General features: G+C 34.8%; 9 protein-coding genes and 1 pseudogene. 2 read left to right on the plus strand and 8 right to left on the minus strand.

What is annotated here, in order from left to right; all coding sequences use genetic code 11:
• Positions 1-317: 317 nt before the first annotated feature.
• From FJR06_RS24575 to FJR06_RS21945, 3 genes are all read right to left on the minus strand, one after another.
• Positions 318-3002 (minus strand): formylglycine-generating enzyme family protein, encoded by a 2685-nt coding sequence (locus FJR06_RS24575; RefSeq protein ID WP_168652267.1) that lies wholly within the window; start codon positions 3000-3002, stop codon positions 318-320.
• 257 nt (positions 3003-3259) lie between these two features.
• Positions 3260-4231: a MoxR family ATPase gene (locus tag FJR06_RS21940; protein ID WP_015078452.1), complete on the minus strand. Its 972-nt coding sequence runs from the start codon at positions 4229-4231 to the stop codon at positions 3260-3262.
• The gene (locus tag FJR06_RS21945; protein WP_168652268.1) at positions 4222-5442 is read right to left on the minus strand and encodes a hypothetical protein; all 1221 of its coding nucleotides are present in this window, start codon (positions 5440-5442) and stop codon (positions 4222-4224) included. The genes FJR06_RS21940 and FJR06_RS21945 overlap by 10 nt, the downstream gene beginning before the upstream one ends.
• Positions 5443-5557: 115 nt before the next feature.
• Here FJR06_RS21945 and FJR06_RS21950 point away from each other — a divergent pair, with 115 nt between their 5' ends.
• On the plus strand, positions 5558-5830 hold the full coding sequence (locus tag FJR06_RS21950) for a hypothetical protein (RefSeq protein WP_168652269.1): 273 nt from the start codon (positions 5558-5560) through the stop codon (positions 5828-5830).
• A 118-nt stretch (positions 5831-5948) separates the two neighbouring features.
• On the opposite strand, the gene FJR06_RS21955 is transcribed toward FJR06_RS21950, so the two are convergent.
• The 3 genes and pseudogenes from FJR06_RS21955 to FJR06_RS21965 all read right to left on the minus strand — a co-directional run bounded on the left by FJR06_RS21955 (position 5949) and on the right by FJR06_RS21965 (position 9365).
• Positions 5949-6515 (minus strand): Uma2 family endonuclease, encoded by a 567-nt coding sequence (locus FJR06_RS21955; protein WP_168652270.1) that lies wholly within the window; start codon positions 6513-6515, stop codon positions 5949-5951.
• 680 nt (positions 6516-7195) lie between these two features.
• A complete protein-coding gene (locus FJR06_RS21960) occupies positions 7196-8494 on the minus strand; it encodes an amino acid permease (protein WP_168652271.1) in 1299 nt (432 codons plus the stop codon).
• A gap of 77 nt (positions 8495-8571) precedes the next feature.
• Positions 8572-9365 (minus strand): annotated as a pseudogene (locus tag FJR06_RS21965) (hypothetical protein).
• A gap of 653 nt (positions 9366-10018) precedes the next feature.
• On the opposite strand from FJR06_RS21965, the gene FJR06_RS21970 reads away from it, so the two are divergent.
• Positions 10019-10477: a response regulator gene (locus tag FJR06_RS21970; RefSeq protein WP_148763928.1), complete on the plus strand. Its 459-nt coding sequence runs from the start codon at positions 10019-10021 to the stop codon at positions 10475-10477.
• Positions 10478-10480: 3 nt separating this feature from the next.
• Here the strand turns inward: FJR06_RS21970 and FJR06_RS21975 are convergent, their stop codons facing one another.
• Together FJR06_RS21975 and FJR06_RS21980 are read right to left on the minus strand one after the other, a co-directional pair.
• Positions 10481-11599, minus strand: coding sequence for a hybrid sensor histidine kinase/response regulator (locus FJR06_RS21975; protein WP_168652272.1), 1119 nt, complete (start codon positions 11597-11599; stop codon positions 10481-10483).
• 18 nt (positions 11600-11617) lie between these two features.
• The gene (locus tag FJR06_RS21980) at positions 11618-12925 is read right to left on the minus strand and encodes an ATP-binding protein (RefSeq protein ID WP_168652273.1); all 1308 of its coding nucleotides are present in this window, start codon (positions 12923-12925) and stop codon (positions 11618-11620) included.
• Positions 12926-13306: the final 381 nt, after the last annotated feature.

Consider the following 13306-nt stretch of genomic DNA (forward strand, 5'->3'; position numbering starts at 1 on the left):
TCTGACTTAACCTGAAATGGTGCGTTACGCTGTCGCTAACACACCCTACTTTTGCACTTTATTTAATTCATATTCCTAAGTAATATCAAATCCTGTACTTCGACTATGGCTACACCACGCAGGCTATCGCTCAGTAACCAGAAAATCCTGATCAGACAAAAAATACTTGACAAATCCCCATACCTCATAGATAATGATATGTAAGTCGTGCCAAGACTACAAAAATTAAAAGCAAAAAAATCGAGTCGCCAGAGGCGACAACCAGAAGAAGGGAAAAGAAAAAAGCGTAAAGTGCAAAAGGGCAAGAGTGTAAAGAACTAAAGAGTCCTTGCGCCGGAAACTACTAACCGAAACCCAGTGTCGTTGCCCCTGCCATCTGGGTCATAGTAGTTACGATACGCAGAACGGCAAGTTCCAGGGTAGTTGAGCCAAGAACCACCGCGCAGCAGCCGTACTGCGCCCTCTTCAACGCTATTGGACTCTATCCATGCCGAGCCGTCTGTGGGAGCATCATTATAATCACCGTGCCAATGATCATCACACCATTCCCAAACATTCCCGTGCATATCATACAACCCAAAGGCGTTAGCTGTAAAGCTACCTACCGGAGTTGTTCTTTCTCTATATTCACCTTCAGGTTCTTCACCATAGATAGTAGTAGCACTATAATTTGCTAACTTACCTGTGATAGTTTCCCCAAAGTGAAAAGGTGTCGTCGTTCCAGCCCTGCAAGCGTATTCCCACTCAGCCTCACTCGGTAAACGATATTTTCTACCAGTCAGTTGAGAAAGTCTCTTACAAAACTCTACTGCATCATACCACGTAATTCGTTCAACCGGTAAATTATTTTCTTGTTTATTTTCTTTGAACTTTGACGGGTTCGGTTCAAGTTCTCGGTTTACCTGTGGACACTTGGTTGCGACTGCTTTCCACTGCGCTTGCGTCACAGGATATTTCCCCATAAAGAAAGGTTGTACCGTCACCTCATGCTGGGGACTTTCATCATCATAGCGTCCTGGTTCGTCTTCCGGTGAACCCATGAGGAATTTACCACGGGGGATAGCAACCATGTCTAATGTGATATTTCCTGGAAGACTTTCTTGAAAATAATAATTTTGTTGAGTTTCTCGTTTCGTTTCTTCACCACGACGGTTAACAGTAATGACATCAAAATCAAAACTTTGTAACCGGACTTTTCCAAAATTAATTTCTGGACGTTTTAACTTTATTCCCTCAACCTCAATAGTTTCTGACTTGAATATTTTCCGACTTGCTTCTACTCCCTTATCATCACCCCTGACAACAGCACGATAACCTTGTGCTATTTTCAGTAAAGGTTGATAGTTTTCTTTTAATGGTTCAGCTAAAGTTTCAATTACCGACGATAACCGCACCAACTCACCTTTATTATTGCTTAAATAAGCCTGTTGTAATTTTCGCGCTAATTCCTTTGCAGCTTGACTACCTTTTTCAACATAACTCAAAGCTGCCCATTGTTGCACTTGATTTAAGTCATTATTTTGATTTTGGTTACTAACTTGGCGGCTAATATATTGAATCAGAAAATCCGAAAGTTCTTTTAATATTTGTTTGCGGTTTCTTCTAGGAAGTCTTTTGAGTAATTCATTTCTCACTTCCCGTTCCATTTCATATAATTCAAAATCAACCTGTTGACATAAATCTGATAATAATAAATCAGCAACCACATACCAAAGAAGATCAGATGTTTGATAGAAGAATTTACGGTATAAACAATAAAGTAAATCTGGAGTTAAAACCAAAGGAAAAGCAGCATAAGACGCAAATTTTAAATGTGAGTTTCCTAATAATTTTTCAAATACCGCTATTCTACCATTAGCATCAAATCCATAATTCCATAAATCATCTGAAGAACCTCTTTCTTCCTCCTCCTTCCCTGGGAGGGAAGGGAGTTGGGGGGTTAGGTTTCGACTTGATAACCATTTCACCATTCTTTGAAACTCCCCAGTCTCCAAAGCAAACATAGGAACTGAAGGATTTATTTTAGCTATTTCCTCAGCCGTATTATCTACCCAACGGGAAGGGGGTAAAGGATTTAACCAAGCTATTTTTTTAGTTTTAGGAATTAATTGTGTAATAAAATCATAAGTTTCTTCCCACCTATCGGGTACAGTGCGGCCACGCGCAGCGCCAGCATCACTGATAATAATTACTAGAGTATGTTGTGGAGAAAATTTAGATAATATAGATGTAACAGATTGACCTTGCCAACATTGCGGATCATGGTAAAGTTCATCAGTAGGACTATTATGAAAATAATAAACTTTTGCAGTTTGGTAAATTTGTTGGAATTGACGACAAAATGGGTGAAATGGAGTCATTGAACCACCTTGATCAATTAATAGCACAACTTCCCGATATTTAGTTTTAGGATAAGTAAAAACAGCTTGAGTAAAAAATCCGTGTTTAGTAATATCTATAACTGTATTAAGAATGTCTATTTGGCGAACATTACCAGTTAATTTCTGTATTAATAACTGCCAACTTCTTTGTAATTTCTGACGACTAATAGGTAAATAATAAACTTCTTTGAGTTTCGTTTTTACAGAAGTACCAACTCCATGATCATCAGGCAAATCAGGATTAAATTGTGCTATTTCTGCGGCTGGTTGTGGTAATTCTGGTTCATCATTAATTAAAGCAGGTTGGGGTATTTTTTCTATTTCTGGTTTTTGTCTTTCTCGTTTTAATGTAGAAGCATCAGATTGACTCTCTATCCTTGCATTTTTATAAATAGACTTCTGATTAAATTCGTCCCAACATTGATTAAATAAAGCCTGTTGTTTGCGAGACTTTACCCAAACCGTTTGTAAAACCCCTTTAATAGCTGGTTTATTATCATTTAATACTATGTCAACAGACTTAGACAAAGCCATCAATGCCAAATCATACTGGTCTATAGTCAGAGGTAAACCAGTGGCACGTAATTCCAGAAATAGATTTAGTAATAATGGATTTTTCATAGTGCTTCTATTTTAGCATAGTTATTCACTAAGAGGATGTTTTCTCGTTCCCATACTCTGTATGGGAACGAATTTTAAAGGCTCTGCCTTTATTGATTGTATAGTACAGGAGGCAGAGCCTCTTTGATAGCATTCCCAGTCTGAGACTGGGAACGAGGTAACGAGGTAAACGAGATAAACGAAGTAAAGATTATCCTGTAAATCCTTAAATCCTGGATATTATCTCGACTTCGCTCGATAACCACCTGATTCAGACATTATTTTCCATATTCTTGTTTATCCTGGCGATTTTTTAATAAAGTACCATTATAGGGAAGTTTCTTGTTTTTAAGTTCTTTGATAATATCATTTAATTTTTTATCATCAATCTCATTTTCCTCATTTCTAATATGAAGGTTTAAGACTTGAAACCAATCAATTAATTCACTGGTACTGACTTTTTTATCTGTTTCTTCTTTGTTATCATTCATATCTTCTCGCAAAGCCAAAAAACGACCAATTGCAGCATTTATTAATGTTTCAGGAGGTGCTGAAAATCTGCCATTGATAATTTCTATCAAATCGTCTTTTTTCGGAAATTCCACATAATGATATAAACAACGTCTGAGAAAAGCATTAGGTAATTCTTTCTCTTGGTTAGAAGTGATAAAAATAATTGGTGGTGCATCTTTATTAGCTGTTAACCACCGTCGAGGACGCACATCTTTAATTTCAAAACATTGGTCTTCTAAAGCTAATAATAAATCATTGGGAAAGTCTATATCAGCCTTATCAATTTCATCAATTAAGACGATATTTCTAGATTTGACATTATCTGTTTTTCCATGTTCTAAAAAAGCATGACCTAATGGACCATATTCTAAATAATCTTCAGGGTTTGTACTCTTTAATTTTTCTAATTTTGCTATTTGTGCAGCTTGTAATCTGCCAATATAATCATAGGTGTAAAAGCCATCTTGCGCTTTGCTAGTTGATTGAATATTCCACAGTCGGAAATGCCAATTTTCTCCTTCTCTTTGACTAAATTCATAAAATACAGCGCGCGCAAGTTCACTTTTTCCGCATCCAGGTTCACCTTCTAATAGTAAAGGCCGATTGAGTTGAATTGCTAACTTTACCGCTTCTTTTAATCCATTATCAGGATAGTATGGGTATAGTTTGCGGTTTACTTGTTCGTTCCAAATACCTCCAGAGGGAGGGTGTATTTTTCCGGTGTATTTTAATTCCATGGGTAATTACTCCAAATTTTTAAAGTTGTAAGATTTCTATCAATGTTTAAATATTTATATAACTCAACAAGTAATTCTTGTGCATTATTTTGACATTTATTAATTATTTCATTGGCCATTAATTCTTCCATATTCAATAGATTAATTAAATGATATGGACGATAATCAGCGTTTGGTAATTCTATGATATTTTCATGAATATAGCTTTGATTTTGTAATTGATTTTGTAAATTTTTATCTGTGGCTAATAAAAACATTAACAAATGCCCATCATTATCAGGTGATTTTGCCTGATACATAGTTTGATGGAAATCATATATTTTGTTGATATTTTCGATATCATAGCAATAATGATCAATATTAATTACAAGAATAATATGTTGTTGTTTAAGTTTATTGTAAATGTCATTTTTATGAAAAATAGATTTGAAGTTAGTAATACTTGTACTTAATTGTGTATGGATATTCTCACTAGAACTATTAAGAGTGATAATTGAATATTTATTGATTTTAGTTTTAGTTTGAAGAAAACAACTTTCAATTGCTTTCTCTAATCGGTGCAACATCCAACTACGACTATATAGACAATCATTAGAAATTAAAAAAGTATTTTTACCGTCTTGCACTTTTTCAATTAGTAAATTAATTTGCCTTTCATGATTAAAGAGTTTTAATTTGTCTTCTAATTCAATAGTATTATCTGGTTTATAAGCAATTTCATCTGGGTTTAAACCTAAAATTTCACAAAAGGCATTGAAAACTGATTCTGGTAATAGTTTTTCTTGCCCTTTTTGTTTACTTTTGCGTGCATCTTTTCCAGTACAAAATGTTCGCCAATTTGCATCAGTTAACTGGAACGCAGTCACTTGTTTATCTTCTAAATCTCTAAGAAAGTTATCAAGTTGTATTGGCGCTTTTACTTGCTCAATATATGTTCTTACTATATCCCTACTAGATTTACTTATGTTTGAATAACCTGAAAAAATGTGCAGATGTTGATCTAATAACACTGCTAACTTTTGATTATCTAATTGCGTTGTATTTGAATTGATTATATTTTTTTCTATTATATAGCGTTCTAATTCTTGTTTAGTAACTTTATATATTGGTGTCTTGGCAGAATTTTGAGTATATCCTTCTTTTTTCATTGCTGCCTTAATTTTTTCAATCCCATCCGAAGAAGCCCTTAGTGTTTTTTCTTGTTGCTCCATGTCTGAATTTCCATCTTCTTGTGATCAGATCATATTTGACCATGATCTGAGTATGCCATTTTTTAGTACAAGAGTCAATATGAACTTGTAAGTAAACAACAGAAAAAAGAAGATTATGCTCAAAAACTACCACCACCACAAACAACTTAAAACCTTAAATGATCAGCAAAATGTGGTATTTTACACTTGGTGGGTTGCGAAAATGGTTCATCTCATCCTCATCTCAGTAGGTATCGGTTTAGTATTTACTGGTAAGATCCATGACGGTTCATTAACCACAGTTGCAGGTGTGTTATCGCAGATTTCAGTAGGTAGCTTTGCCAAGTATAATCAATCTCGCTTAGATAAGCAAATTAAAGCGTTAATGGCTAAAATGGATGAAGAGTAAATTGACTTGAAAAAGCTGGTAGGGGTTGAGAATTACGCTTTATCCCTACAAATATATTGTCTGGTAGCGTAGCGTGGCGCAAGCCATACCAGGATTAACAGGATTTTCTTGTTTATCCTTATGCAAAAATTGGAGATACTTTTAAATTTAGACTATTAAATTGTGGAGATAAAACTAAATCATCACCGGAGAAAATCCCAATCTCATGATAAATTTTGTTAATTAACTCTAAAACCAATATGCTTTGGGTTTGGGGGTCAATAATCCAATATTCAGGAATACCACAATCTTGATATTGTAGACGTTTGGCAATGAAATCTCTATCTCTTTGTAATTCCCCAGGACTAACAACTTCAACAACCAATAAAGGTGGTAGCATTGATAGGCGAATAGTGTTCCGATTTGCTAATTGTTGAATATGCTCTTCTCGAATAATAGTCAGGTCAGGATAACGGTTTCTCGGTTCTCCTCTGACTTCCAATTCCAAACCATGTCCCCGCACTCTTTTATGACCCAAGAGAGAGACAAATTGAATTAATAAAAATGTAGCAATTTGCACATTGATTCCTGATTCTGGGGGCATTTCAATTAACTCTCCATTAAACAATTCATAAAGTTTTTCTGTACCATCATCATAAGATAAATATTCTTCAAAGCTTTGAAATTGATGTTTAACTTGTAGCATCAGAGTTACTCCATCTATTGTCTTAGTTAGATTTTAACACTCTTGATTTCTCTTTACGTCTCTGCACGAAATTAAATGTAATTCACTTACCAGAAAATTGTAGACCTTCACATTAGGGCGTTGCTGATTAAGGGTATGAATTTTAGTCTCACGCAAAGGCGCAAAGACGCACTGAGGTTTGAGTTTTAAAGGTTCAATTTGGGAATTTCATACCTCAATTCAGCAACGCCGATAAATTCATGATTTCTTCATGAATATGATATATGAATAAATGTATTTATGTTAATAGTCTAAAAATATACAACAATATCTTCATATCACAAATTTTTATCTACCCAATGGAGGAATCAAGACGTACCCAATAAATATTAAATAATTAAATATTCCGATCACCTGACGAACTTTAACAGTATATCCCTTTGTTTGCACTATACAAACAAGGGATTTTTTTATGCAAATTCGTAAATGATACCAATTGCAGATGATAATCATCATTTTATATATCTTAGGGGGGACTGGATTCAAGCCGAATAAATATTAAATATTAAGTAGCCCGATTACCCTACCGGACTTTAGCTCCAAATCCTCTCTTGTCATTATCCGATAAGAGAGGTTTTATTCACTTTTTATCAGCTTACTCAGAAATTTGCTAATTTTCATTAACCGAAAATTATTCATTTTTAGAATTGATATATTACCAAAATTTGTCTACATATTAAAAATAATGCCCCGACCATAATCAATATTAATGTTATTTTTCCCCCAGGAACTAGGGTTTGATAGTTACCATTAGTAAATTCTGGTGTTTGACTTTGTTTCCAACTCATTAATGCTGGCATAATTCCTCCTAAAATGGAAGCACTAAATGCGCCAGTATATTCTAGAGCATGAAAAAAGATGGTAGGATTAAATGTTCCTAAACTCAGAGGTGGAAGCAACACTAAGGAATAGAGAGGTAAACGAGAAATTTCGCTTTTGGTAATGATGGAAATATCTTGAAAAAAGTCTGTTAACCCATAAGTAATCCCAATAAATGATGTCACAATTGCAAATTCAGAAAAAATTGATAATAACACAGCAAACCATTCTCCTGATTGACCAGTTCGGAGAATTTCCAGTGGATCAAATACTTTCTCATTTTCGAGATTATGCGATAAAATATCTGGAGTCATGCAGCCTAAAATAACCGCATTCCAAGCTAGAAACATGAACAAGGGAATCACTGAACCAATAATCATAGATTGGCGAATTTTGGGAATGTCTCCTTCCAATTGAGTTACAACCAATGGAACAATACTATGAAAGAACATTGCTACATAGATAACAGCAACAGCATTACCAATAGATTGCCAATTTTGGACTAAAAGTTGAGAGTTTTGGAATTGCATTCCCCCTAATATTAATAAACCAAAAAAAGCAATTAGTAAAATAATAATAAATATACCATTAATCTTTTCTACTAATCTATCTTTACCCCAATACATTAGGCTACCAAATACTAGAAAAAAACTTACTGTTCCTACCCACTGAGGTGAAATATGTTCTAATTCCCAAACTTGATCAACTGTGGTTATTAAAATTTTTCCACCTTCAGTCATATATGCCACCAAGAGGGCATAGTGGTTAAATATATAGGCAATTCCGGCAATTCTCGCTCCTGGTTTACCGAGAATCTTGGCTATGATTGCTAATAAACCTATATGAGAAATACCCTCAACTCTCATCACATTTAAAGTCAATTCTGCAACTAATAAACCGGAAATTAAAGCATACAGCCATACAGTAATAAGTAGGATTGTAGATGGTATAATCCCAGATGGTAAAGTTACCGCAGGTAAGCCAATAATCCCCGCCCCAATAGTAGTTCCGACAATTAAAGCTGTATTTCCAAAAACACTACCAGGTTGATGTTGAAATTTATTATCATCAAACTTTAGGTGAGAAAATAATCGCGTTACTGGTTGTTCTTGTTTATTCATAGTGCAGGTAATTAGTGTTATTTAGATCCCCGACTTCTTAGAGAAGTCGGGGATCTTGTTTCTTGTTTTTTGTTTTATTAAACAAATTTTTTGCTAAACTCACAGATTAAGTCTACCCTACCTTTACGTAACATGGCTGGATCTAATCTTCCTGTGGTATTACAAGTCATTAGTATTACTAATTTTTGTTGCATTTGCATCACAGATTCATCAATTACGCTTTGGTATAATGTCCCATCTAATAAGGCTAGAATATGCTTAAAGTGTAGTTTCTTCTACCTCTTTCATAAGCTTCAATCTGTAGCCAAATATCATGTTCTGACCAATAGGCATAAACTGTATTAACTACATCTAACCTTTCCCAATTCACAAATTTTTCAACGGGGAAATAAAAGTCTCTTTCTGAGTAATATTGAGTGATAACATCAGGACGTTCTAATAGTTTCAAAACTCGTAAAACGGTTATTTCTTGGAGAAGATTCAGAACATAGTCAATGGGAATACTATTACGACTGACAAATTGAACGAGAGGTGTTTCTGTTGTCAAAAAGTCTTTATGGCGATGTTCTGGGGTGAGCATATCTGGTGTAATATAATTCCAATATTTTTGGAATTCACCACGGGTATAATCTGAAGCTAAATTTAAAATATTTGCCCACCAAGCATACTCTTTTCTCGCTAGAGCATCAGCATAATAGCTGGCTAAATTAATACTTTTCTGGGTTAATTCTTGAGTATCATGAAATAAAATTTTACCGAAGTATTCCCAATCAAAATCTCTGTGAAATGGCCGCCAACCACTAGATAACAAGTGTTGAAAGTTCTTATTGGTGTTATTACTTTCGTTGGTTCGGAAATAGTCAAAATCCATAGTCAAATTATTCTCTGTTGAAACAGGCAATGATGCACAACTTTTTGATCACACTTATTTATGTAACATACTATAGCATTACACCAAAAAGGTTTTACTGCCTACCGCTGTTGGTGTAGCCTGTCCTTAGAGGTTGTTTGAAAACTTTTTCGTGTGGGATCTGACACCCGCAGATCCCCCTAAATCCCCCTTGAAAAGGGGGACTTTGAGGAATTTAGCCCCCCTTTGTAAGGGGGGTTGGGGGGATCTCAATTAATTCTGATACTTTTCAAACATCCTCTTAGGGTAACCTGCTAGATTACACAAAAAGAGGTTGTGTCAACTATTTTACACGAGTTATGAATTTGTTGATTTTTCTAAATAAATTTATTGACAATTTTGCATATAATCAAAATATATCTGCTAAAAGTATTAAAGCTGGATTTTTATTTCCTGTTCAAATTGGTGTCAGGATTTAGCCGTCAGTTGTCATCTGATACAGCTTTTAATCCAGAAATACAGGAAATTAACACTTCCTCTTTTTTGCTGTTCTGGCTTTTGGCTGATAGCTGAATGCTTACAAATCGGTTGAGATAATAACCAATGAGGATTTACAAGTTTGTCTATTATGCCCAAAAAAACCACTACTCCCCATTAACTACTCTGGAGACGAGATGTATCTAGCGCATTCATTCATGAGTGATGAGAAACGGAAAAAACATCAACAGCCTTTAATTTTAGTGGTAGAAAATCATGATGATAGTCTACTGCTAATGGGTTATACCCTTGAGTTACTTGGTTGTCAGTCTATTTGTCAAAAAGAAAGTTCAAAAACAGTATTTATGGCGAAAGAACACCAACCTGATTTAATTTTATTAAATATTTTTTTACCAGGTATGAGTGGACTAGACGTTATTCGATATCTAAAGCAAGAATCATTAACTTGTCATATTCCCGTGGTTGCTGTTACTGTTTTAACTGGGAGTGAAGATAAACAACATATTCTAGAAGCAAAGTTTGATGATTACATCACTAAACCTTATATGATTGAGGAATTGGCAGCAATTATCTACCGATTACTAGGTAGAAAATTTGAGCTATGCTCAACTTTAGAAGTGCAGCACATTCATTAATAATTATTCAGTGATTTTAGGTAATTTGACTGTGAATATACTACCTTTACCCAGTTCGGAGAAAAGTTCTATTTTACCTCTGTGTGCTTCAGCAATCCGGCTGGAAAGGTGTAGTCCTAAACCACTACCTGATCTTTTATTCTGGCCTTGGTGAAAGCGCTCAAAAATTGTTCCCTGATCTTCTGCCGCAATGCCATAACCTGTATCTTGAACTTCGATGACTATTTCACTAAGATGATTGATTGGGGATAAGGTTTCAAAAATGCGAATTTCTATACTACCTGTATCAGTAAATTTGATCGCATTACCAATTAAATTATTAAACACTCGTCGTAATTCTAAGCGATCGCCGTTAACTATGCCCCCATTATTTCCAGTTGGGCTTAATTCATGGGTATCCAATTTTAAAATTAAGTTTTTCTCCTGTGCTAGGGGAGTTAGTTCACTGACTACTTCAGCCGCAATTGTTGTTAAGTTACATGATTCAAAGTTGAGGGTTTTTTTCCCAGCCTCAAAACGGTAAACTTCTAGCAATGTATTCACCATTTCCAGAAGATTTTGATTACTGCGAATCATCACATGAATCGGTTGTTTCATTTCTGAAGGAATCTGACCAAAGACTTCTTGCAGAAATAAATTTAGCATTCGATCAGCGGCTACTAAGGGAGTACGTAAATCATGGGTGAGACGAGAAACAAAGTCTTCTCGCTGTAGTGTCATTTTTCGTTGTTCGTCAATACTGTGCTTTAATCTTAACAGCGATCGCACTCTTGCTAATAGTTCTTCTGTCTCAAAGGGTTTACAAATAAAATCATCAGCACCAACATCTAAACCTTTAACAACGCTAGATTCGTTATAAGCTGTCAGGAGTAAGATCGGAATATAGTTGATTTCGGGATTATTCCGAATCCGTAGTGTAACTTCATAACCATCTATTCCCGGCATCATCACATCTAAAATAATCAAATCCGGTGGTAATTCTGCTACTTTGTCTAAAGCTGCTTGACCATTGGTAGCTGAATCAACATGATATCCCTCACTTTCTAAAAGTGTTCTCACTACATCGAGATTATCTTGGACATCATCAACAGACAAAATTCGGTCTTTTTTTAAATTAGACATAGTTAACTTTTTGGTAATCTACAACCTGATATGAGGATAATTCATTAAAGCTTTGTTCGGGGAATATACAGAATGAAAATGATGCTGATGAGAACTAAAAACTACATTACCTAAATCTGCTGCTAAATTGATTCTTCGGGGTAATTCTATTTTAAACGTTGAACCCACTCCTAATTGACTTTCAACACATATTTTTCCTCCCATTATCCCCACTAGTGAATCAATAATAGCCAAACCCAAACCTGTCCCTGAATATTTACGGCTGATACCTTGATCAATTTGATGAAATGCTGCAAAAATGTTTTGAAAATCTTGAGAAGCAATCCCAATTCCTGTATCTTTAACAGTTATTGTAACTTGATTTTTAGGTGTTTCTCGAATTTCTACCCAAATATTGCCAGATTCTGTAAATTTAACAGCATTGGTCAGTAAATTAGTTAAAATTTGCCGTAATCGGGCTGCATCATTAAATACTGATGTATTCTCTAAGTCTGTTTTGACTAACAAAGATAACTTTTTGGCCTCAGCTAAGGGGCGGATTTCTGTAACTACGTTACTAACAACTGCTGATAAATCCAATATTTCTGGCTTTAGTGCTAATTTCCCAGATTCTAGCTGAGAAAAATCCAGAATTTCATTGATCTTGATCAGTAACTCTTTACCATTATTGAGAATTTTCTCTACCATGACCAGTTGTTGATCTGTCAATTCACCAAATTTAGGACGTAATAGAATCTGTGAAAATCCAATAATCGCATTCATGGGAGTTCTTAGTTCATGGGATATGGTGGCTAAAAATAGTGATTTTAAACTGGATGCTTCCAAAATATTGAGGTTTTGTTCTTGAATATGCTGCTGCTGTGCTGTGAATTCTTTCTGCTGTAAAATTAGCTGTTCACGACTTTCTTTAAGCTGTTGATTTGCTAAATTTAGCTGCATTTCCGTATGGTGAATACGAATTGCACTGCGTAACATTTGAGCTATGGTTTCTGGAGATAATTTAGACTTAATAAAATACTCGGTAGCACCTAATTTTATCCACTCTTGGGCTATTTTTTCATCTCCTGAATCTATGAGAATTACTAAAGGAACTTTAATCCCTGAAGATTGTAATTTATGAATTAATGTTAAGCTGTCTTGATTTGGTAAGTGATAGTCGAGAAATATGCAATCATAGTGATTATGGATTAGGGCAAAGAAGGCTTGACTCCCATCCTTAACTTCATCAATTTCCATCTTAATACCTGTTTTAGTCAGAGCTAAACTTACTATTAAGCCGTCTACCTGATCATTTTCTACAACTAAAATTTTTAGCGGTTCTTCCATCGGTTTTTCTTTTTGCTGTTAAATACAGATTTATGTTCAGCATTTCTGTTTTTACAGTCTCTAGATTGTACAAATAATCAACATGATTTTTTGCTGAATTAGCAGATTTATTCCCAAATAAAATAAAATACTTTATCCAGTTAAAAACATTGTAAATTACTAATTCATTAACTGTCCTCACCCATTAGTGAGAGTTGCATGGAAACATTATGTACCATTAGCGTAAGTATTTAAACTTAAAGAGTAGGAATAATTGCTAAATAAGGATCACTTACCTCCTGCGGATGAATTGGTTTTTAGAGCAGGTAAGTAGGTGAACGGAAAAAAACCGTAGACGCGGAGCGGCTTCTCGAAGAGTAATATGTAACGAAAAGTAAAATC

Origin of the sequence: Dolichospermum sp. UHCC 0352 (assembly GCF_009711925.1) — a bacterium.
GTDB classification, from domain to species: domain Bacteria; phylum Cyanobacteriota; class Cyanobacteriia; order Cyanobacteriales; family Nostocaceae; genus Dolichospermum; species Dolichospermum lemmermannii.

Excerpts from the sequence above, each read along its gene's own strand:
- FJR06_RS24575 (WP_168652267.1), bottom strand. The coding sequence starts at position 3,002 with ATGAAAAATCCATTATTACTAAATCTATTTCTGGAATTACGTGCCACT.
- FJR06_RS21940 (WP_015078452.1), bottom strand. The coding sequence starts at position 4,231 with ATGGAATTAAAATACACCGGAAAAATACACCCTCCCTCTGGAGGTATT.
- FJR06_RS21945 (WP_168652268.1), bottom strand. The coding sequence starts at position 5,442 with ATGGAGCAACAAGAAAAAACACTAAGGGCTTCTTCGGATGGGATTGAA.
- FJR06_RS21950 (WP_168652269.1), top strand. The coding sequence starts at position 5,558 with ATGCTCAAAAACTACCACCACCACAAACAACTTAAAACCTTAAATGAT.
- FJR06_RS21955 (WP_168652270.1), bottom strand. The coding sequence starts at position 6,515 with ATGCTACAAGTTAAACATCAATTTCAAAGCTTTGAAGAATATTTATCT.
- FJR06_RS21960 (WP_168652271.1), bottom strand. The coding sequence starts at position 8,494 with ATGAATAAACAAGAACAACCAGTAACGCGATTATTTTCTCACCTAAAG.
- FJR06_RS21970 (WP_148763928.1), top strand. The coding sequence starts at position 10,019 with ATGTATCTAGCGCATTCATTCATGAGTGATGAGAAACGGAAAAAACAT.
- FJR06_RS21975 (WP_168652272.1), bottom strand. The coding sequence starts at position 11,599 with ATGTCTAATTTAAAAAAAGACCGAATTTTGTCTGTTGATGATGTCCAA.
- FJR06_RS21980 (WP_168652273.1), bottom strand. The coding sequence starts at position 12,925 with ATGGAAGAACCGCTAAAAATTTTAGTTGTAGAAAATGATCAGGTAGAC.